Origin of the sequence: Levilactobacillus suantsaii, from assembly GCF_004115745.1 — a bacterium.
In the GTDB taxonomy this organism is placed as follows: domain Bacteria; phylum Bacillota; class Bacilli; order Lactobacillales; family Lactobacillaceae; genus Levilactobacillus; species Levilactobacillus suantsaii.
The window spans coordinates 182026-203730 of record NZ_QXIL01000002.1; the positions used below are offsets into that span (position 1 = coordinate 182026).

The window sequence follows — 21705 nt, forward strand, 5'->3', positions numbered from 1 at the left end:
GCCTGCGGAGGCAAACGGGGCGAGTGAAAATCAAAACGGTTCAATTTTCAAAAACACGTCGTTTCAATCACGATCGCTTACGTTAGCTTGGGCTAGCGTAGTCCAGCGCAAAAATAAACGCGCTATTACTCTTGGTTGTTCGCCTGGTTTCACAACACGTTAACAACATGAATGTCTACTAATCCAGCCAGAAGATCGATTAGCATCGAAGGTCTTTACTGCCCGGGTTTGTAACTCCCCCGCTTTCTTAAGCCTACCATGCTCCCAAATCAGAAACAATCAAAAAGCCTAAGATTCCGGGGTTGCTAAATAAAACCGCCATTGCTGGTCCGTCCGTTTGGCCATCAAGTGTTTGGACGGCGTCGGGTCAAACGGCCCTAAATCGATAGTCGCTGTGTGATCCGCCACGTCCATCTGCGCGAACCGGTCCTCAAAAAACGACCGTAGCGCGTCTAAATAGATGGCCCGTTTCTGCGCGCGAGCGACAGCACTGGTCAACGTATACCCGTCCGCTAAAAAACTCTTGATGAGCTGAACTTGCAGAACTGTCTTATAGGTAAACTTACGATTACTTTTATCCGTGACCGCGTGATTCTTAATGTAGCCCTTGCTTTCCCAGTACCGCAGTTTACTTTGCGCCACCCCCGTTGCCCGTGCGACGTCACCAATCCCCAGCGTCACACTTTCAATGGGAATCTTTTTCATGAGATTAGCCATGTCGTCTTTCACCATGTTGAAGCACCACCTATTCTGTCTGTCGGCCGCTTATCATGAATGAAAGCGGTTGTGAATTTTGTAAGCGAATTTAATATCGATGTTTGTTTTTCTCCAATCAGTATATATTTTATGAAATATATGTCAAGTTAGTTGACAAAAACGGGTGGTCTGCGTATAGTTGTTCCAGATATAATTTTTAGCATAAAAGAGGGAATTGAATTGGGAAAAGCAATTGATACCAACGGTAACGCCTACAACCGGGGGCTACTTGTCATCCTCCTGTTAGTGGGCTCGTTCTGTACCGTTCTGAATCAAACCATTTTAGCGACCGCCTTCCCGACTTTAATGAAGGCCTTCGATGTTTCAACGTCCACAGTCCAGTGGCTCACGACCGGTTTCTTGTTGGTCAACGGGATTATGATTCCCGTGAGTGCCTGGCTCATCAACACGATTAGTTCCAAATGGCTCTACATTGGGGCCATGTCCATCTTCTTGGCCGGAACGTTACTTTGCTGGACCGCATTGAGTTTCCCGATGTTACTGGCTGGCCGGCTGATTCAGGCCGTCGGCGTCGGGGTCTCCATGCCGCTCTTACAAACGATGATGCTGACCATCTTCCCCGCTAACAAGCGAGGAACCGCCATGGGGCTTGCCGGAATCGTCATTGGCCTAGCGCCTGCGATTGGGCCGACCTTATCTGGGTGGGTCATTGATAACGGCTCTTGGCGGGACTTATTTGGGATGATCATCCCAATCGTCGCCGTCGTCATCATTGCCAGCTTCTGGATTATGCGTAGCGTCTTGGACACGCGTAAATCACCACTGGATCTCTTATCCGTGGTTCTTTCCACGGCTGGGTTCGGCAGCATGCTTTACGGGTTCTCCTCCGTCGGGGACGACGGCTGGGGCAGTACCATCGTCTTAAGCACCTTGATTATCGGAGCCATTCTAGTTGCCCTGTTCATCTGGCGGCAATTGACCATGGACGACCCGTTCTTGAACTTCCGGGTTTACAAATCCAAGGAATTCACGGTCGCCGCAATTTTAAGTTCCGTGGTCATGATGGCCATGGTTGGGGTCGAAATGGTCATCCCACTGTACCTGCAAATGGTCAAAGGCATGTCCGCTTTCCACTCCGGGCTGACGCTATTGGCCGGGGCGCTGATGATGGGGATTATGAGTCCCATCACCGGTCGTGCCTTCGACCGCTTTGGCGCCAAACGTTTGGCAACCATGGGTCTGTTCCTCTTAACGATTGGAACGCTCCCATTTGCCTGGATTACTAAAGATACGGCCACCATCTACATCGTGGTACTTTACGCTATCCGGATGTTTGGGATTGCCATGGTCTTGATGCCTGCTACTACGGCCGGGATGAACGCCCTGCCGATGAACATGATCAGTCACGGGACCGCGGTCAACAACACGCAACGACAAGTAGCCAGTTCCGTGGGGACCGCCATTATGGTCAGTGTCTTGACCAACGTGACCAATGGCCAGACGCCAGCTAAGCACATGATGACGACCAACCCGTTAGCCTACGCGGATAAAGCCATCAACGCGACCGTCTCGGGTTACCATGCTGCCTTCTGGATTGCCATCGGCCTGAGTTTGGTTGCATTCGTCGTCGCCTTGTTCTTAAAGGGCAACCGGGAACACTCCATCCATCTTGCCGATGACGATGCTCAACAAGGAGGTGCCGCATCATGATTCTAGTCACATTAGTTTTATCGGCGGTTCTCGCCTTCGTTTGCTATGTCTACATCACCAAGCGCTGGCTGGCTAATAGCTTAACTGTCGTAATGGTCTTGAGCCTCATCACCAGTATCGTGTTCCTCATTAAAAATGACCACGATCACTTCGGAATGCACAACGTTACCACAACTAAGACCACGCGGATCTACTCCGCATCGCCATCGAAACAGATGCCATTGATGTTATACAAGTCTGTCGGAACAGCCGATAAGCACCGCGTCTACGTTTATAAGACCAGTGCCGATGCCAAAAAGACCAGTCATACAACCGCTAAATTGACTACCCATAACGTGGTCAAAAAAACGTCCGGTCGCAACCGCATCGTGACGCAAAAGACCTACCGCGAGTATCGTAGTGGCGCCATGAAGTTCTGGTTCGGTTGGGCCGATAATGGCCATCAACTCGTTAAGGAAACCAACACGATTTACCTGAAACACAACTGGGAAACGCTCAGCACGACGCAGGCTAAAAAGCTCCAAAAGTTAGCCAAGTCGAAGAGCTACCAAGCCAAACAAAAAAAGGCCGCTACGGCTTACGTGAAAAAACAAGTCACGGCCGCAATGACCAAGGACCCGACTATGAGCCAGGCCCAACAACAAAAACTCACTAAACAGGCCACTGCCGCTTACCAGGCTAAGGCCACGCAACAATTGATTCAACGCGTTAAGAACTAAGCAGAATAGAAGTAAAAAAGCGCCTCACCAAACTAAACTGGTGAGGCGCTTTTTGATAATGCACTAATTATAGTTATGAATTGAAAAAGAAGCGCGCTAGGACCCAAAGGTCGCAGCGCGCTTCTTTCGTGGTACGGTAATATCTACCGTTTAGCTTAATTGCGTCATCTTGGACTGGGCTTGCCGACAGCGCGGCATTAAACCGGATAAGTCACTCAAAGACGTCCCATTGTCCTGAAAGCATTGAATCATATCGATCCAATACAGATCGGAATCATCAAATTCCGTTGTTGAATGGTTGGAACCTAACAGTCCGTTCTTGACGTATTCTTCCACACGAGTTTCATCCACCTGCGCCGAACGCGCCAATTCAGTCAAGTTCATCTTCATCGTCACTACCCCACTTTCTTGCGTTCTTTTCTAACTGATGAGAGTATCATACAGCCACCTTTACCAAAATGCAACCCTTTCTAAACACTTTTTTTACTCTCCTTTTGGGCGGTGATTCAAATTGCCCCTTTACCTTGCCACAACACTGTTCTACACTGGTTATTAACGATTTTATATTACCCCCATTCGGCGCCGCCAGCTAGGTTTTTTTAGCCTGTCCTTGATTACTCGACACGTCTCTTTGGGCGGCGAAGAAACGACCCAATCACCGAGTCGTTTCGCCTATTCTGTCGCAGAAAGAAGTTGGTTATATGACTCCTGAGCTTTCTTTTCGTGCCGGTCTGAAGGACGTTTTACCCACCGTTTTTGGCTATATCGGGGTAGGGCTCGCTTTCGGTATCGTCGCGAACACCAGCCACTTAAGCCTCTTAATGGTGGCGGGGCTATCCTTTATCGTCTACGCCGGGTCCGCCCAATTCATCATTGCTAGTATGCTCGTCGCTCACGATCCCCTGTCGGCCATCATGCTCTCCACGTTTCTGGTTAACTCCCGGATGATTCTCATGAGTACCAGTCTGGCCCAAGCCTTTCGTCACGAGTCGTTGACCAAAAACCTGTTGATTGGGAGCTTAGTCACCGACGAAACCTTTGCATTAGCCATGAACAAACGTAACCGGACAGAGGGCCACCTCAGCTTCGCCTGGCAATCCGCCGCTAACGTGGTCGCCTACCTAGTCTGGGGCGTAGCCACCATTTTGGGCGCTGTTCTAGGAAGCTTCATTCAAAACCCGACGCAGTTCGGCTTTGATTTTGCGTTAACCGCCATGTTTATCGGCTTGGTCTACCTCCAGCTGATCAGTGATAAACACTTAGGGCTCACCCGCCAGCTTCTAGTCATGATCTTTGTTGCGTTAATCTACTACATAAGTTTACGGTTCACCAGTGCCAATTTGGCCTTGCTGATTGCCACGATTCTCGGTTGTTTTTTTGGAATGGAGCTGAAAAAATGTCACTAACTCTTTTTGAACTCTGGGTCATTCTGGGGTGTGGCGTGGTCACCCTCCTGTCACGCACGTTACCCTTCGTTTTTGTAAAACGCTTACAATTGCCGGCAGGCGTCATTGACTTTCTAACCTTTGTCCCTATTACCATTATGACCGCTTTATGTTGCCAGGGCCTTTTTATTGCTCACGCGGGCCACTGGGCTACGATTGATTGGGCCAACCTTTACGCGGCTATCCCCGCCACACTAGCTGGCATTCTGACGAAGAGTCTGTTAGCCGTGGTGGTCGTCGGGATCATGGCGATGGCGGTCATTCGCTACTTCAACTGGGGTTGAGCGCCGTCCAAAAAGCGCCAAGAACCTGGTCATTGACCGGATTCCTGGCGCTTTTATATTCGCTAACAATTAATCAGAGTTAATCGACCATCCGCCAGCTACCTTCGTCGGCTCGCGAGATGTCGTTCAAAAATTTCAACACGCGCTTGGCCCGGTCTGGGTGATCAACGTTCAACTGGTTTAACCCGGTCCCCGTAATCATGGGTTCACTGAGCCGAAAATCAGTTCCCTGTAAGTTGCCCGTCGCAAAGGCCACCACGGTCTCTCCCGACTCAATTTGCGTGGTTAAGAAGAACATCGTAAAATCATCATCTTCCGTCATGTAAGCGGGCATCGCCCAAATATCGGGGGCGATTTCTTGCATCTCGCCATCCAAAAACTTAAATTCCTTATGGTTGGCTTGGGTAACAGGTTCTTTTAACACCATCATCATCTGGCCAAATTCGTCGTCGCCTAACTGTAATTGATCTTTCATGGTAAACTCCTCGCTTTCCCGTCGCGCGGGATTAAATTAATAGTGATTAAAAAATAGTCTGGAACCCTCGCTCCAGACTACCAGGATTTCTGTTTGATTACGCATCCATGACGTGAGCAAGCTTCCCGATGGGGAGTTGCATGTGGTCATAGGTATGGTCCCCAATCATCTGGGTCCCCGTGACCTGATACCCCATCCGATCATACAGGCGAAACGCTCCCGGATTTTCCCGGTCGACGTTCAACCCAATGACCGTTTCCTGGTCTTGCTTAGCGTATTGCGGTAACGCCTGCAACAGTCGCCGACCGATACCATGCCCCTGATAGTGCGGGTCCACAGCGAGTGAATCTAGGTACCATTCACCCGGGGTCGTCTCTTGTTCAGCCTCGTAAGGCACCTCAAAGGCCGCACTCTTAGCGGTCAAATCGGCCATGACGTCGTCCACGACTTCCTCTTGATCGCCGGGGTAGCCAAACGCTGCCCCGACCACTTGGCCATTGGCCTCGGCCACCACCGTAGTCGCCGCTCCCGACAAATAAGTTGGGGTGCGGTAGGCTGCCGTGATGACCTGCAATAAGTCGGGGCCCGGAACATCCTCGAGGTCGGTCAATGCCATCTCATCATAGATTAAGTTCATCAACGGGGCTATCTGGGGCGCATCCGTCGGTTGAGCTTTTCGTATTATCACAAAAAATCCTCCATTTCTAGTTATGTCACTAGACTAACGAAGGATTACTAAATTGTCAACGAATATGCTAATGGTCTAATGACCCGTGTAACTTGCTACGTGGTGGCCAAAAATCAAGCCTACAACGAACAAAGTACTCATGGTTACCCAAGTACGCATGTTGAAACTCCCTTCACGTTACGGTTTTGGCGGCGTTTTAGGTGTCGCCCGTAGTTCTGCTAATTCTTGGCGAATCTCGCCTAAGATCTCTAACTGGAAGCGTTCAATTTCCATAGTATGGGGCACCTGGTTCTGCGCCAAATGATCCACCTTGGCGTGCAGTAGTCGCAATTCATGCTCGGACTTCAAATTGACATGGTAGTCGTTCTCGGCCATCATCCGATCCCGGTCCGCCGAACGATTCTGACTCATCATAATGATGGGCGCCTGAACCGCGGCCACACAGCTGAGTACTAAATTTAACAGAATGTAGGGGTAGTTGTCAAAGTTGACCCCAAAAAGGTGCAGGCCGTTGACGAGCATCCACCCCAAAAGCACGAACATGAAAATACCGATAAAGCTCCAGGAACCGCCAAACCGGGCAACCCCATCGGAGACTCGTTGGCCAAAAGTTAAACTCTTGGTTAAGACTTCGTTCACATCAATAATATCGTAATCGTCGCTTTGTAAAGCCCGAGTCAACTTATGGTTAATCTTCTTCGTTTGCTTCAAGTCCGCGTTGATCATCGCATCGACCCGCTCCAACCGATACTTCAAGAGGTGATGACCGCAAATATAATCCGTCACCTTTGCCTTCGGATAATCGCGTTTGATTCGATTCCGTAAATTGGTATCGAGTTCGGCGAGCTGTAACCCATTCTCCAGCGTCACCGGTTGGTGATCGACCAAACAAGTCAAGTCTGCTCCCGTTGTCGTCATCTCGCGTCCCTCCTTATCCTTGGACCCGTAACGTCTGCAACAACGTTTGCCAATCCGCTGGTAGCGAACTAGTAAATTGACGTGGTTCCTGAGTAAACGGGTCCGTAAACGTCAAACTGGCCGCATGCAACGCCTGATGCGTGGCACCAGCTAATAGTGGGCCATCATATAATTGATCCCCCACCAGTGGGTGACCAATCGATGCAAAGTGGGCGCGAATCTGGTGTGTCCGCCCCGTATGTAGCTGTACGCGCACCAACGTTGCTTGGGGCAAGCGTTCTTCGACCCAGTATTCCGTACGCGCAGGTTTGCCCGCCGGCGAGACCAACTGATTATAGCCCGCCGGATCTGGCGCTAACGGCGCATCAATCATATCGTGGTCGTCAGTGAGCTGACCACTGACCAAAGCCAAATAACGCTTATCCACCTGCTTAGCAGCCTGTAGCTGACTAGCCAAACTATTAGCCAAACGGTGCCGCGCAACCCAGACCAATCCACTTGTGAAGCGGTCCAAACGGGTCAAAATATGAGGAACTTGGTTTTCGGCATTTTCGGCTTGCCAAGCGCCCTTGAGCCGATTAACCAGGGTATCTTTACGGTTTGCCGGCCCCGGAACCACGTTTAATCCCGCTGGTTTGTCCACGATGACCCAATCTCGGTTACTAAACAGGACGTGTAGCGGGCCGGAACTGCTAGCCACGGCCGGGTCAGCCAGTTCCGGCGGCAGAATCACGGTCACTTCATCGCCAACTGCGAGTTGGACATCGGGGGCCACGTTTTGCCCGTTGACCCAGATGATTCCCCGGTGTTTTAAATCGCTGAATCCCCGGTGACTGATGCCTTGTTGGCTTAAAAATCGTTTTAAACTAGTGACGGGGGCCGTCACGGGCCAAGATAATTTCATTGCTTAAATCCCTTCTTACTCATCGTCTAACTCAACCATCCAGTCCAACGCGTCATTATGGGTATCGAGCCGGTCTGGATGGTCAACTAACGCCGCGTTAATCCGTTTAATGCGTCCCGCTAACGGGAAACGCAACATCAGGGTGTCTTTGGACCCCGTGACCAGCAAAAAAGGGTCGCCGAGGCGAACGTGCCCCGTTTGCGTTTGCCAAGTCAACCGCTGAACAGGTCCCACCAATTGACGGCCATGATCCGCAAAACCTAACCGTACGACTCCCGGTGCCTGAGGGGTTAACCATAAGGCATCCGCGCTTGTTTCCAACCGATCAATCATCTCGTCACGCCCCTTTATCTGTTGCGTCTAAGTCCCCTATAGTTTACCATAGCCCCGCATTCGGCGGGAAATAAATCTCCCCTTTTTACGGCAAAACGGGTATAATGAAGCCAATTATAAAAGGGGGAGTTAACATGTTGAGTGGGAAAAACATGCTGACCGGAACGTTGATTATGGTGATTGGGGTCATCTTCTTCATCTTCGTCCTGGCCAAATTAATGCCCAAAATGAAGACTGAAGTTGATGGACGTTTCTTGTCCCGCCTGTATTTAGTCGCCAGTGTGTGCGTCATGGAAATGGGCAGTTGGATCTTCTTTTCCTAAGCTAAAATTCAAGTCACTTTAATCACAAATGAGCGCCTCAGGAAAATTATTTCTTGAGGCGCTCATTTTGTAAAGTGAATTCAGTTTCTACCTATTATCAGAGGAAAGACTAAAGTTTCGGGTCGAGGGTCTCAATAATGCGAGCGGGGCTCCCAGCGATTACCACATTATCACCGAATGATTTCGTCACCACGCTACCGACTCCTACAATCACATTATTCCCTAACGTCACACCGGGGCAAATAATGGCACCACCACCGACCCAGACGTCATCACCCAGTGTGATGGGTTTCCCAATCCCCATTGCACCGTTCCGGCGAAGTTTGGGTTCTGCCGGATGATTGACTGAATAGAGCTGGACCTTGGGCCCTAACAAACAATGCTTACCAATGCGAATGTGCGCCACGTCAAGCATCACACAATCGTAGTTAGCAAAGAAGTCGTCGCCCACGTAAATATTGTATCCGTAATCACACCGAAACGTCGCGTGCACGCTAACAGCATCCCCGGTCGCGCCAAATAACTGGCGAATCAATTGCTGACTACGCTGCGGGTCTGTTTCACCTAGTGCGTTAAATGCCTCAAGTTGCTGACGGGCAGCGGCCCGTTCGGCCACCAGCTCTGCGTCGTATACGTCAAACAGTTCGTTGCCCGCAAGCATCTTTTCTTTTTCCGTCCTTGCCATTGGCTCTCCTCCAATTCAATTCTATCCACGATGACCATAAAAATGGTGAGACGCTCGCTCACAGTCGAACGCCCCACCATTTTTAAGTTTAATTTACTTGATGAATGCCTTGTTCATGTTAACCATCGTCGCAAAGTCTTCCATCTGTTCTTCGGTTAAGCTGAAAGACAACATGGTGTGGTGGCCACCACCAGCCTGCATCCAAGCCAAGGCACCTTGCCGTAAGCCAACCTTTGGCGTCCAAAGTTGCTTAGCAACCGGCAACTTAGGGGTTTCGGCTTCTGGCTTGTGCGCATCAACGGCGTAGCTAATCATCTTGAAACCATCACGGAAGTCCGCTACCGTGACGTCAATGGCATCGCCTTCGGAACCCGTGAAGACCAACCGAGCTGGGTCCGCTTTGTTCCCAATATCCAACGGGTGAACTTCAACCCGTGGCTTGTCAGACGCAATGCTCGGGTCGACTTCGAGCATGTGGGAACCCAGAATGGCTTCGTGACCCTTCCGCAGGTCTAACGTGTAGTCTTCCATGAAGGCCGTTTGCTTGTTGTGGGACATGATCTTCATGACCCGACCTAAGGCAGCGGTCTTCCAGTCACCTTCAGCCCCGAAGCCATAACCATCACGAATTAACAGTTGGGCAGCTAAGCCAGGGAGTTGTTCCATGCCATTCAGGTCTTGGAAGTTGGTGGTGAAGGCCGTGTAACCGCCCTGTTCCAAGAACTTCTTGATGCCTAAGTACTGACGAAGCTGAACCCGGACGGAATGTTCGTACTTGTCAGCACCGTTGTCGCCTTGAACCATTTCGTAACGGGACTCCAAATCTTTGTATTCCTTTTCTACGTCCGCATCGTCAACGGCATCGATAACTTCCACTAAGTCGTGAATTGGGTAGTAGTCGACCGTCCAGCCCATTTGAATCTGTGCTTGGACCTTGTCGCCTTCCGTGACGGCTACGTCACGCATGGTATCGCCAAAACGAGCCACCTTCAACTTAAAGCTTTCGTTGTAAGCTACCGCAACGTCTTCCCAACGTGCGATTTCAGCTTGAACGTCGGCGTCGCCCCAGTAACCGTAAATAATCTTGTTGTGCTTCTTCAACCGTGCATTGATATAAGCATATTCCCGATCACCATGAGCACTTTGATTCAAGTTCATGTAATCAAAGTCGATGTCGGCATAAGGGATATTGTTTAAGTATTGGGTGGCTAAGTGTAATAACGGCTTTTGCAATAATTCCGTCCCGCGGATCCAGTTCTTGGCTGGAGAAAAGGTGTGCATCCAGGTGATGACCCCGGCCACCTTGTCGTTGTAGTTAGCTTCCTTCATGAATTTCGTAATACCATCAGCCGTGGTCATGACGTCTTTAAAGACCACTTTATAAGGTAACTTGCCGCTGGCATTTAATTTGTCAGCGATATCTTGGGCATCCTTAGCCACGGACTTCAATTGTTCTTCACCATAGAGATGTTGGCTACCGGTGACAAACCAAAATTCATAATCAGGTACAGATAACATAGTTAAGCACTCCTTTTAAATAATTGTTAGTAAGGGTCAGTGTTACTCAGTTTCACGCGCCGCATGTTCTTGCGACTTGGCATTGTTTTGCCCATAATAAGCATTCTTTCCGTGCTTACGGTAATAATGCTTATCCAACAAATATTGTGGCAACTCCGAGTTGGCCCGGGTCAACTGCATAGTATGGTAATCTTCACCTGCAACGACTTCCAAGACCTTGGCGTTGTAAACCGCTTTATCTGGCGTTGGCCCCCAAGCAAAGGGACCGTGTTGGCTGACCAACGCTGCTGGCGTGGCTTCGTAATCGAGACCCCGTTCCTTGAAGGTCTTCACGATGGTCTTCCCCGTGTTGCCTTCGTAGTCTTCTTCAATTTCTTCCTTAGTTAAAGCATCCGCTGCTGGGACCCCCGTGAAGAAGGTGTCCGCGTGCGTGGTGTTCATGGCTGGAATGTCCATCTTCGCCGCCGCAAAGGAGACCGCCCATGGTGAGTGGGTGTGCACGATTCCGCCAATATTCGGGAAAGCGTTGTACAACACGGTGTGGGTCGGTGTATCGCTGGACGGGTTCATGTCCCCTTCAACGACTTCACCCTTAAGGTTTACGACCACCATATCGCTAGGCTTGAGTTGGTCGTAGTCGACACCAGATGGTTTGATGACGAACAAACCCTTTTCCCGGTCAATTCCGGAAACGTTCCCCCAGGTGAAGGTCACGAGGTCTAACTTTGGTAGTTGCATGTTGGCCTCGTAGACCTCTTGCTTTAAGTCTTCTAACATGTTCTGATTCTCCTTTAGTCTTTCAATTGTTGCACGGCCTGCGTTTCAATCGATAAGCCACGTTTGTAGTTTTCAATAAATACGTCGGCGCCTTTGACCCCTTCTTCGGTGGGATTCAGCGTAGTGCTTTCGGGATTGACGAAGACCCGGTGATCCAGAAAGTCTTCGAGACTTTCGCCAGCCTTTTTCGCCGTCACGTAGAAGCCTAAGATCGCCATCCCCCACGGACCACCTTCACCAGCGGTACTCATCACCGTAATCGGTGCGTCGAGTGAATCTGCTAAAATTTGTTGACCAACTTTAGGGGTGCGGAAGATCCCACCCTGGGCAATCAAGGAATCCACATGAATGTGCTCTTCCTTGGCCAGGATGTCCATGCCAATTTTCAAGGGCGCAAACGCCGCATAAAGCTGAGTTTTCATAAAGTTAGCCAGGTTAAAGTGGCTGTTGGGTGTTCGGACGAAAAGCGGCCGACCCGCAGTGACTTTAGTGATGTTTTCCCCTGAAAGGTAACTGTAATTCAACAGGCCCCCAGCATCCGCATCACCCTTAGTCGACTGGTTGAACAACGCACCATACAAGTCATCCGGTGATAGCTTCACGCCAACGGCTTGGGCAAACTCATTGAAGAGGTCCACCCAGGCGTTGATGTCTGACGAGCAATTGTTGGTGTGGACCATGGCAACAGGTAACCCGGTCGGCGTTGTGACCATGTCGATATCGCGGTGAACGTCCTTCATAGGTTGATCCAAGACCACCATGGAGAAGGCCGACGTCCCGGCGGAAATGTTCCCGGTTCGTTCGCGAACGGCGTTAGTGCCGACCATCCCAGTCCCGGCGTCCCCTTCAGGTGGGGCCATCACACTACCAGCGGTCAAGTTACCATTGACGTCCAAGAGCTTGGCCCCAGTTGCAGTCAGCTCACCTGCGGGTTCTCCGGCGACCAGCACTTGTGGCAAAATATCGTCGATGTTCCACAGGTATTGGCGAACAGCTTTTAAACTTGCAAACTGCTTTAGAAAGTCTTGGTTGTAAGTCTTGGTCTCACTATCAATTGGGAAGATTCCGGAAGCATCTCCGATACCCACAACCTTTCGACCAGATAATTGCCAGTGAACGTAGCCCGCCAAAGTGGTGATGAAGGCCACGTCTTTCACGTGATCTTCCTGATTCAGAATGGCTTGATACAAATGCGCAATGCTCCACCGTTGGGGAATGTTGAAATCGAACAACTCGGTCAAATCGTCGGCCGCTTGAGCTGTGATGTTATTGCGCCAAGTCCGGAATGGAACTAATAACTGATCATCTTGATTGAACGCCATGTATCCGTGCATCATGGCACTGACACCGATTGATCCAATCTTAGTCAGGGGCACACCGTATTTATCTTGAACTTGGGCGGCCATGGCTTGATAACTGGCTTGAATCCCCGCCCAAATCTTGTCCAAAGAATACGTCCAAATTCCTTGTTCCAGTTGGTTCTCCCAACCATAGCTTCCACTCGCAATGGTCTTGAAATCTGGGGTGACTAACACAGCTTTAATTCGCGTGGACCCCAATTCAATTCCTAACGAAATGTTACCGCTTTCAACATCTCGAATAATCTTCTCCGCACTCATGCAACACCCTCCATAACTCTACCTTGGTTTGTGATTGTTAATTCGTGATTTCTTAATGACTCAAGTGTATTATTTTTATTCGAATAAATCAAGGAGTTTTTATATTCATCCGTATTATTCATAAACAATCGTCAGTAAAATCGGTTGCTGTATCCGCTATCTTTCACCCATATAATTGTCGCAAACTAGATTGTCCACCAAATTTAATGATTCATAAACCGCCTTAAATTAAAGAAATTTGTTCCCTTTAAGATAAGTTCGCTATTTTCTCGCTCAACTATTATCCGGATAAATAAACCCAGCCGACTTAACATAGCCGTATCCATACTGAGACTAACTAAATAGATGGTGGCACGGTATCTACTAGAATTTAATAGCAATAAAAAACGGTTGTTCGTCGTCACGAACAACCGTAGAAATCATTTATTTTGCAGGTTTTACCCGTTGAATAGCTGAGTCACGTTCGACCACTTCAGGATGGTAGGTAATTGACTCGACAGTCTCCCGATTCAATAACTTAATCAGTAAGCCCGCTGCATCGGCGCCCATCCGTTCTTTTTCGTGATTGATGGTCGTCAAGCTGGGGGTAAAGTACTCACCCATTTGATAATTATCGAAGCCCACCACGGAGACATCGGTTGGAACCTGCACGTTTTGTGACTTGAGAAAATCGATGACCTCGATAGCCAACTGATCGTTGTAACACACGATGGCGCTCGGCGCGTCGTGTTGCTTCAGGTAACCAATAATCCGTTCAAATAACTTCTGGGTGTCTTCCCCAGACTGATACATGATGATGTTGCTCATGTAAGACAGTTCCGGTCGTTGCTGATAGGCCCGGATAAAGCCGTTCATCCGGTTGACTCCCTGGATATCATCGACCTGAAAAATCCCCAGGATGCTTTCATGTCCCAGACCAAACAGATAATTGACAAGGTCCTGTTCAGCCGCTAAATCGTCCGTATCGACGTACGGAAAATCAAAGGTTGGGTAGTGCGCGTTAATAAATAACGTGGGCAACTCATCGTCCTTGATTTCTTGATACAGATCCTGGTTGGGATTAGGCAACGCACTTTGCGTGGGCTCAATAATCAACCCAGCCACCTTACTGTCCAGCATACTGATGAGACTCTTGCGTTCCTTTTGGTGGGTGTTATGCGTGTTACTCAGCAAAATTGAATATCCCGCCTGAGAAAGAACCTGGTCGATGCCCGAAATAATATTCGGAAAAATATAGTCGGCGATGTGGGTGGTAATCACCCCAATCAGCTTAGTATCCGCCGGGGCTGACCAATCTTTGTGCCAATCCTGAACGAACATCCCCCCGCCTTGAATCCGGTAGATAAAATGGTCGCTTTCCAAATCCCCCACGGCTCGACGTACCGTATACCGGCTAACCGCGTACTGTTGCATCAATTCCGACTCCGTGGGTAACTTATCGTGAATCTTATATTTACCGGAAATAATCTCTTCTTTTAATCCATCTTTTACTTTCTGATATTTGTTTTCCATAGCGCACCTCATTATTGCTTTTAAGTCTACCGGTTTTGGGGTGATACTTCAAACAAATTCACCCCAAATTTAAATTGGTCACATAACTAAGCTGTTTAGCTAGGTCAGTCACCAAACCTATCTGTTCTCCTTTACTCTTATTCATGAGGTCCGCTTATTAGTTACCGATAATTATAAGTGATTACGTTCCAAGAATACCCGTTCAACATTGCCGTTTGGGTTGTACTGGAGGGATCACACTGAAAATCATCCCGTGGCATCAATGTCAGCGTATCTGGATGTTCGCGCGTGTTTTGCGCATCTAATTCCCCAATTAGATGCTGTTGCTGCCCAGACTTAATGGTACGGGGTAACGTAACAGTGAGTTGTTGGGTTGTTTTTCCCCGGTTAACCGCATAAATGACATATGCCGACCCAGTATCCACAACTACCTGATCCACAACGGGCACGTTTTGATAACGTGTCGTTGAATAAACGTCACCGTCCACCAACGTCGACTCAACAACGTGTGTTTGATCAGTCAAATTCTGCAACAATGACTGTAAGACATAATAAGTCGGGTTAGCCCAGGCAGCACCGCCTTCGTCCGTTAAAATTAGGGGAATCGTATTGACTAATAAGGCCTGACACGACAGCTTCACGCGGTCACCGTGGCGTAAAATTGCCAAAGCCATCGATCCAAACAACAGCGTATCGGCAAGGTTAAAGTAGCACCAATCCACTGGGTTATGTTCTGTCCAGGGTTGTGGGGCCTTGAGCGAACGCCGATGAACATTCCATTCATCAAAGGAAATCTTCATGGTTTTCGAACTGTGTTTCAGTGCCTTCACCGCATCCGCAATCGTTTCAATCTCTTCGATTTGCTTGTCGAACTCCCGTGAACGGGCCAAGTAAGTGGGTAAATCATCGACACTAGCTTGGTCTTCTTGATCCATATGTTCAGACTGCCCCCGGTCGACATAGTCGTGCATGGCAATGAAGTCTACATTATCATAAGCCGCCATTAAAACTTTGAAATCCCAAGACGGGTACGAGGCTAAGCGGGGAGTTGAGCTTCCCACCAAAATCGTTTCGATGTTCAGATCCATTAACTTCATGGCCTTCGCCGTTTCGTTCGCCAGTTTGCCATACGCTTCTGGAGTCTTCTTAGCAACTTGCCACTTCCCGTCGAGTTCGTTACCCAGGCACCAATATTTGACCCCGTACGGTTCGGTATGCCCGTTTTGTCGCCGCAAATTGGCCCAGTCGGTATCCAACGCCCCGTTTACGTATTCCAGTTCGTGAAGCGCATCGTCAATTCCCCTGGTCCCCAGATTAACGGTCAACACGGGATTTTCGACGTGAACCTGTTGACACCACTGAAAAAACTCGTCCAAGCCAAATTGGTTGGTTTCCACGGCCTGCCACGCCAGATTCATCCGCCGCGGCCGTTGCTTTTTATCCCCAATAGTATCTTCCCAATGATAGCTCGACGTATAGTTGCCACCGGGATAGCGGACCGTCTTGAGCCCTAACTTGCGTACCAGTTGCACCACATCGTCACGAAAGCCGGCTGCCGTCGCCGTTGGGTGATCCGGTTCATAAATCCCCGTATACACCACGGTTCCCATGTGCTCCACAAACGACCCGAACAACTGCGGTCCCACCGAAAAATGCTTTTGCTGGTTCAGCTGTAATCTTGCCATAACGCTCAAATCCTCCTTAATCAAACAGACTACCTAATTGGCCTAGTAATGACCTTATCAAAGTGAATTTTACCCTTATTTGGTAGCGCTTTCAATAAATTCTACATCTAAGCTTAAATTTATTGAACCTTTTTTAACTATAGTAGGCGGCCAGATTGATATTCTGATCATAATTGCCAAACCCTTTCCCAAAAATGGTGCAACCACCGGACTTCTTGGCATCAGGTTTAATTTCGAAACGAATCGTCCATACGTCGCTATCTTGTGGTAAGTCATCCAGATTGACCGCTGCAAAAGGTTGCCCATCCAGGTAAGTTCCGTGGTTGGTGACCCGTAAAATCTTAAGGATGCCGTACTGGTTCACATTATCGGGCACCCAATCGGGTGTGTACTTCCCCCGGATATCGGAAAAGTCACCGGGACTCCGCCAGGTTCCAATTTCACATCCATTAATGAAGAAAGTAATATCGGACGGCCAGGTATTGTTGGAAAAAGGAAACTCAGAACCCAGTTCCATTGATAGGTCCAGCATCTCTAAATTTTCCCGTCGACGTAAAAAATTCGGCGTTTGATACTCCACGAATCCATCATTGAACCAAATCATCCCCGCCTTAACTCGGTCGGCCAACATGAAGTACTTGGGATTATCGACTCGACCAATATAATCGTCCGGGCCTGCCAACCCACACGACGGCGCCACGTGATAAGCTGTGTAGTGGCCCACGGGAATTGCCGTCCGATGCACCTTGAAGTCCGGATAAACCTGTTGCGGAAACTTAACGTCAATCGTATCGACCCGCAACGTGGAAACCTTCTTGTGACCGACCCGGTGACTATCAATTATTTTAGCGGCCACCAGCTTATCGAGGTGTTTAGTCACGATGGGACTACTAAGTTGTAAAGCGGTTGCCAAATCTTGAACACTTCGTGGCCGTTCAGATAAGAGACGCATAATTTGTAATCGAACCGGACTCGCCAAAGCTTCGTAAACGGGTAACGATTCATTTGAAAGGTCTAATTGCATTTTTCGTCCTCCTAGGGACTAAATAAACGGCTTACATTTCTCTATTCATTAACTTTAATCACAATATTGCTGTATATCAGTTTTAAAATTAAGCTTAGCCTTAATTATAAACCTTTTTTTAATTATTTCTCCGAAAAGAATCCTAAAAAGGTTGACAACGTTTTCATACGGTCGTATATTGCAATTGTACTTATTTATTAGGATTTATTGGAAACGGAAATTATTAAGTCCTTACAAATAGCTTTTTCATTTTTATAAAGGAGAGATGAATATATGGTACAAGCATCAGACTACACCAACCCCTTGATCGTCCAACGGGCGGATCCTTACATCTATAAGCACTCTGACGGGTATTACTACTTTACCGCTTCGGTCCCCGCTTACAACTTGATTGAGATTCGTCGGGCTAAAACCTTAAACGGGTTGGCCAACGCCGCTCCTCGAACCATCTGGCGTAAGCATCCAGATGGAAGCGGTGCCATGAGCCAGTTGATTTGGGCCCCTGAACTACATTACATTGACGGCAAGTGGTTTATCTACTTCGCTGCTTCCCACACCAAGGAATTTGACCATAACGGTATGTTCCAACACCGGATGTACTGCATCGAATGTGATAATCCAGATCCAATGCGCGATGAAGCTGACTGGATTGAACATGGTCAGATTAAAACGCCACTGGACACGTTCGCCCTCGACGCCACGGTCTTTGAAGTGCACGACAAGCTCTACTATGTTTGGGCGCAAAAGGACCCCGCTATCAAAGGCAATTCCAACATCTATATTGCGGAAATGGAAAACCCTTGGACGCTCAAGACTAAGCCCGTCATGCTGACGAAGCCCGAATATGATTGGGAAACCAAAATTTTTTGGGTCAACGAAGGTCCCGCAGTCTTACACCGGAACGGTCGGTTCTTCCTGACTTATTCTGCAAGCGCTACCGACGAAAACTACGCCATGGGCATGTTAACCGTTGACGAAAACGCAGACCTCTTGGATGCCAGCAATTGGCACAAATCCAAGACCCCCGTTTTCCAAAGCAATATGCCAATTCACCAATACGGTCCCGGCCATAACTCCTTCACCGTAGCGGAAGACAACAAAACGGATATCTTAGTTTACCACTGCCGGAATTACACCGATATCAAGGGTGATCCCCTTTATGATCCGAACCGGCACACGATGGTACAACCATTCACCTGGAACGATGACGGGACACCAAACTTCGGTAAGCCCGTCCCATACAATTATCAATAGGCAGGGCATGCCTAATTATCATTTCATAATGATTGGAGAGAAATGAATTGAATAATACACAAGCTGAGTCGAAACACTTTTGGGGGTTTCCGATCACCCACTTTAGTTACTTCTTCATTTGGGCGGTTGTTAACGGTTATTTAACCCTCTGGTTAGAACAAGTTGCTCATCTGAACGGGACTGAGTCCGGGGCCGTCTTCTCCATGATGGCAGGGATCTCATTGATCTTCCAACCCGTCTTCGGGGTGGTTTCCGATAAACTCCTCTTCAGAAAAGACTTAATTTTAACGATTTCTATTGCCGGAATTTTAATTGGACCTTACTTCCAATGGGTTTTCATGCCAATTCTGCACATTAACGCCTTCTTGGTCGCCTTCATCACTGGGATTTTCTTAAGTTTCATCCTTAACGGTGGTGTTTCCGTTATTGAACAATACGTTCAACGGGCTAGTTTGGCTAACGGCTTCGAATACGCCCACTCTCGGGTTGGTGGTTCCGTTGCCGGGGTTGTCGCTTCCTTAGTTGCTGGTCGTGTCTTCCTCTGGGAACCAAATTCCATTTTCTGGGCATGTACCATTGCCGCTGTTATTTTAACCGGTTTATTGATTTTTAGTGATAAAATTGATATGGATAATGCTTCGGCTGCTGGGGACACTTCTAACTCCCTGGATATGAAAACGGTTTTATCCGTCTTCAAAATTAAGAACCTCTGGGTTTTAGCTATCTTCTACATGGGGGCTTCGGCGTTATTCGACGTCTTTGACCAACAGTTCATCATCTTCTTCAAGACGTTCTTTAACACTGCTGCTCAAGGGACCCTGGTTTACAGTTACATGAGTTCCGCCCAAACGGCCATTGAATTCTGCTTGATGTTCCCAATGCCATGGATCATCAACAAGATTGGTTCGCGGAACGGGTTAATTATTTACGGTTTCTTGACTTGTATCCGGATCCTTGGGTCCGCACTGTCACCTAACTGGATGTGGATTGTCGGCTTCCGGTTGCTAGCTGGTCTGGAAATGCCATTGCTCTTAACGTCCATCATGAAGTACATTGCCGGTGCCTTCGACATTCGGCTGTACGCGACGGTTTACGCACTGGCGTCCAACTTTGCTAAGCAAGTCTCCGTCTTCATCTTCTCCTCGGTTGCCGGGAAGATGTACGATATTATCGGCTACCAACATACTTACGTTATCATGGGGATTGTCGTCTTCGTCATCACCTTGTTCGCTGCCTTCATGCTCAAGAAAGAAGACCCTGTTCAAGCTGGTGAAGTCGAAGCTCCTGAGACCGCAACTGCAACATCTGAATCTGTTAGCACCCGTGATTAACAACGCTTCATTAGGGCGTTGACTAATCACCTGAAAGGGGGAAACCAATTCTAATGGTTTCCCCCTTTCTTTTTACTAAATCAACATGGAGGTTATCATATGCAAGGAAAATTAACGATTGACCCTAGCAACCAAATTGCAAAGGTTGACGATCGACTCTATAGTTCTCTAATTGAACACCTGGGCCGCGCAGTTTATGAGGGCCTATACGACCCGGATAGTCCACAAGCGGATAAAGATGGCATCCGACAAGACGTCGTCAAAGCCGTTAAAGATCTCAATATTGACTTGGTTCGCTACCCCGGCGGGAACTTTGTGTCCGGCTTCAATTGGGAAGACAGCGTGGGTCCCAAAGACCAGCGTCCGACGCGTTTAGACTTAGCTTGGCGGAGTATCGAAACGAACCAGTTTGGTCTGCACGAGTTCATGAAGTGGACCAAACAAACCGGAACTCGGCCGGACATGGCCGTTAACCTGGGAAGTCGGGGCATCGATGCGGCCCGCAACCTAATTGAGTATTGCAACTTCCCCGGGGGGACCTACTGGAGTGATCTGCGGAAGAAGAACGGGGCCAAAGAACCCTTTAATATCAAGACTTGGTGCTTAGGAAACGAAATGGATGGTGACTGGCAGATTGGTCATAAGACCGCTGCAGAATACGGTCGTCTCGCCCACGAAACGGCCAAAGTCATGCGCCTAGTGGATCCCGATATCGATCTGGTGGTCAGCGGCAGTTCAACCCGAGAAATGGCCACGTTCGGCAGCTGGGAAGAAACCGTCTTAGACCACACCTACGACGATGTTGACTTCCTGTCGCTGCACCGCTACTATGATAACGAAGAAAATGATTTGCATAACTTCCTGGCTAAGTCGGTGGACTTCGACGAATTCATCAGTGGTATCGTTGCCGTTTGCGACGCCGTTAAGGCCCGTAAGCACAGCGATAAGACGTTGAACCTGGCACTGGACGAATGGAACGTTTGGTACCACTCCCACAAGCAGGACGATGAAACCGCGCCGTGGCAACAAGCACCGCACTTGCTAGAAGATCACTACAATTTCGAAGATGCTCTCATGGTTGGTACCATGCTGATCACCCTATTAAAACACGCCGACCGGGTCAAGATTGCTTGTTTAGCGCAACTGGTCAACGTCATCGCCCCAATCATGACGACCAAGCAAGGCATCTGGTTACAATCCATCTTCTTCCCCTTCATGCAAGTCTCCAAGTACGGTCGGGGAATCGCTTTGACCCCACAACAAACCGCTGATACTTACGACAGCAAGGACTTCAAGGATGTTCCTTACCTGGACAGCATGGCCGTCTACAACCCTGACCAAAACGAAGTGGTCATCTTTGCCGAAAATAAGGGTGAACAAGCCATGGACTTCACCACGACTCTAAATGGCTTCAACGTCGACCACCTCGAAGCAGCCACCCAGTTCTGCGGGTACGATATCAAGCAGACCAACGAGGACCAAACCATGAAGATCCAACCGCACGACCACGTGAACGTGACCGACGGCGTCTTAAAGACCCAACTCGAACCGCTCTCCTGGAACATGTTCCGCGTGAGCGTTATCGCTTAGTTTCATGAACCACTTGCTCCCACAACCTTAGGTCAAAAAGTCCCCCAACCGTTAATGGTTGGGGGTCTTTTTAGACGACGAATTTACAATTGAAGTGCAACAAGTAAGAAAATAAAAATAGACTCCTAGCCTGAGTCCTGTAGAATGAAGTCACCATAACAATCATCTAAAGGAGTTCTTAGGCTATGAGTCCA

General features: G+C 48.7%; 22 protein-coding genes. 8 read left to right on the top strand and 14 right to left on the bottom strand.

What is annotated here, in order from left to right:
• Window positions 1–288: 288 nt before the first annotated feature.
• Window positions 289–732, bottom strand: coding sequence for a MerR family transcriptional regulator (locus tag DXH47_RS01945; protein ID WP_170954923.1), 444 nt, complete (start codon window positions 730–732; stop codon window positions 289–291).
• Between the two features lie 204 nt (window positions 733–936).
• Here DXH47_RS01945 and DXH47_RS01950 point away from each other — a divergent pair, with 204 nt between their 5' ends.
• Both DXH47_RS01950 and DXH47_RS01955 read left to right on the top strand, forming a co-directional pair.
• Complete coding sequence (locus DXH47_RS01950; RefSeq protein WP_129031391.1) at window positions 937–2427, top strand: MDR family MFS transporter; 1491 nt, start codon at window positions 937–939, stop codon at window positions 2425–2427.
• Window positions 2424–3146 carry a DUF4811 domain-containing protein gene (locus DXH47_RS01955; RefSeq protein WP_129031392.1) on the top strand — a complete coding sequence of 241 codons (723 nt, stop codon included), beginning with the start codon at window positions 2424–2426 and terminating at the stop codon, window positions 3144–3146. Before DXH47_RS01950 ends, DXH47_RS01955 begins: the two co-directional genes overlap by 4 nt.
• A gap of 150 nt (window positions 3147–3296) precedes the next feature.
• Here the strand turns inward: DXH47_RS01955 and DXH47_RS01960 are convergent, their stop codons facing one another.
• Entirely contained in the window at window positions 3297–3536 is a 240-nt protein-coding gene (locus tag DXH47_RS01960) for a MerR family transcriptional regulator (protein ID WP_129031393.1), read from the bottom strand.
• Between the two features lie 311 nt (window positions 3537–3847).
• On the opposite strand from DXH47_RS01960, the gene DXH47_RS01965 reads away from it, so the two are divergent.
• Window positions 3848–4552 (top strand): AzlC family ABC transporter permease, encoded by a 705-nt coding sequence (locus DXH47_RS01965; RefSeq protein ID WP_129031394.1) that lies wholly within the window; start codon window positions 3848–3850, stop codon window positions 4550–4552.
• Entirely contained in the window at window positions 4543–4875 is a 333-nt protein-coding gene (locus DXH47_RS01970) for an AzlD domain-containing protein (protein ID WP_129031395.1), read from the top strand. The genes DXH47_RS01965 and DXH47_RS01970 overlap by 10 nt, the downstream gene beginning before the upstream one ends.
• Window positions 4876–4954: 79 nt before the next feature.
• Here the strand turns inward: DXH47_RS01970 and DXH47_RS01975 are convergent, their stop codons facing one another.
• From DXH47_RS01975 to DXH47_RS01995, 5 genes are all read right to left on the bottom strand, one after another.
• Window positions 4955–5350: a hypothetical protein gene (locus tag DXH47_RS01975; protein WP_129031396.1), complete on the bottom strand. Its 396-nt coding sequence runs from the start codon at window positions 5348–5350 to the stop codon at window positions 4955–4957.
• Window positions 5351–5447: 97 nt separating this feature from the next.
• Window positions 5448–5987, bottom strand: coding sequence for a GNAT family N-acetyltransferase (locus DXH47_RS01980; RefSeq protein ID WP_170954928.1), 540 nt, complete (start codon window positions 5985–5987; stop codon window positions 5448–5450).
• A 228-nt stretch (window positions 5988–6215) separates the two neighbouring features.
• Entirely contained in the window at window positions 6216–6956 is a 741-nt protein-coding gene (locus DXH47_RS01985; protein WP_129031398.1) for a DUF1003 domain-containing protein, read from the bottom strand.
• A 13-nt stretch (window positions 6957–6969) separates the two neighbouring features.
• The gene (locus tag DXH47_RS01990; protein WP_129031399.1) at window positions 6970–7860 is read right to left on the bottom strand and encodes an RluA family pseudouridine synthase; all 891 of its coding nucleotides are present in this window, start codon (window positions 7858–7860) and stop codon (window positions 6970–6972) included.
• Window positions 7861–7875: 15 nt separating this feature from the next.
• Entirely contained in the window at window positions 7876–8193 is a 318-nt protein-coding gene (locus tag DXH47_RS01995; RefSeq protein WP_129031400.1) for a glycine cleavage system H protein (lipoate-binding), read from the bottom strand.
• Window positions 8194–8327: 134 nt separating this feature from the next.
• Here DXH47_RS01995 and DXH47_RS02000 point away from each other — a divergent pair, with 134 nt between their 5' ends.
• A complete protein-coding gene (locus DXH47_RS02000) occupies window positions 8328–8516 on the top strand; it encodes a hypothetical protein (RefSeq protein ID WP_129031401.1) in 189 nt (62 codons plus the stop codon).
• Between the two features lie 109 nt (window positions 8517–8625).
• Here the strand turns inward: DXH47_RS02000 and DXH47_RS02005 are convergent, their stop codons facing one another.
• The 7 genes from DXH47_RS02005 to DXH47_RS02035 form a co-directional block, all read right to left on the bottom strand.
• Entirely contained in the window at window positions 8626–9201 is a 576-nt protein-coding gene (locus DXH47_RS02005; protein WP_129031402.1) for a sugar O-acetyltransferase, read from the bottom strand.
• A gap of 93 nt (window positions 9202–9294) precedes the next feature.
• Complete coding sequence (gene araA / locus DXH47_RS02010) at window positions 9295–10719, bottom strand: L-arabinose isomerase (protein ID WP_129031403.1); 1425 nt, start codon at window positions 10717–10719, stop codon at window positions 9295–9297.
• Window positions 10720–10761: 42 nt separating this feature from the next.
• The gene (locus tag DXH47_RS02015) at window positions 10762–11496 is read right to left on the bottom strand and encodes an L-ribulose-5-phosphate 4-epimerase (RefSeq protein ID WP_129031404.1); all 735 of its coding nucleotides are present in this window, start codon (window positions 11494–11496) and stop codon (window positions 10762–10764) included.
• Window positions 11497–11510: 14 nt separating this feature from the next.
• Window positions 11511–13115: a xylulokinase gene (locus DXH47_RS02020; protein ID WP_129031405.1), complete on the bottom strand. Its 1605-nt coding sequence runs from the start codon at window positions 13113–13115 to the stop codon at window positions 11511–11513.
• A gap of 423 nt (window positions 13116–13538) precedes the next feature.
• The gene (locus tag DXH47_RS02025; RefSeq protein ID WP_129031406.1) at window positions 13539–14627 is read right to left on the bottom strand and encodes a GntR family transcriptional regulator; all 1089 of its coding nucleotides are present in this window, start codon (window positions 14625–14627) and stop codon (window positions 13539–13541) included.
• A gap of 161 nt (window positions 14628–14788) precedes the next feature.
• Window positions 14789–16312: an alpha-L-arabinofuranosidase C-terminal domain-containing protein gene (locus tag DXH47_RS02030; RefSeq protein ID WP_129031407.1), complete on the bottom strand. Its 1524-nt coding sequence runs from the start codon at window positions 16310–16312 to the stop codon at window positions 14789–14791.
• Window positions 16313–16445: 133 nt separating this feature from the next.
• Entirely contained in the window at window positions 16446–17336 is an 891-nt protein-coding gene (locus tag DXH47_RS02035; protein ID WP_129031408.1) for an ArsR/SmtB family transcription factor, read from the bottom strand.
• 273 nt (window positions 17337–17609) lie between these two features.
• Here DXH47_RS02035 and DXH47_RS02040 point away from each other — a divergent pair, with 273 nt between their 5' ends.
• From DXH47_RS02040 to arfA, 3 genes are all read left to right on the top strand, one after another.
• A complete protein-coding gene (locus tag DXH47_RS02040; protein WP_129031409.1) occupies window positions 17610–18590 on the top strand; it encodes a glycoside hydrolase family 43 protein in 981 nt (326 codons plus the stop codon).
• 47 nt (window positions 18591–18637) lie between these two features.
• Complete coding sequence (locus DXH47_RS02045) at window positions 18638–19921, top strand: oligosaccharide MFS transporter (RefSeq protein WP_129031410.1); 1284 nt, start codon at window positions 18638–18640, stop codon at window positions 19919–19921.
• 99 nt (window positions 19922–20020) lie between these two features.
• On the top strand, window positions 20021–21511 hold the full coding sequence (gene arfA, locus DXH47_RS02050) for an arabinosylfuranosidase ArfA (RefSeq protein WP_129031411.1): 1491 nt from the start codon (window positions 20021–20023) through the stop codon (window positions 21509–21511).
• The last annotated feature ends 194 nt before the right edge of the window (window positions 21512–21705 follow it).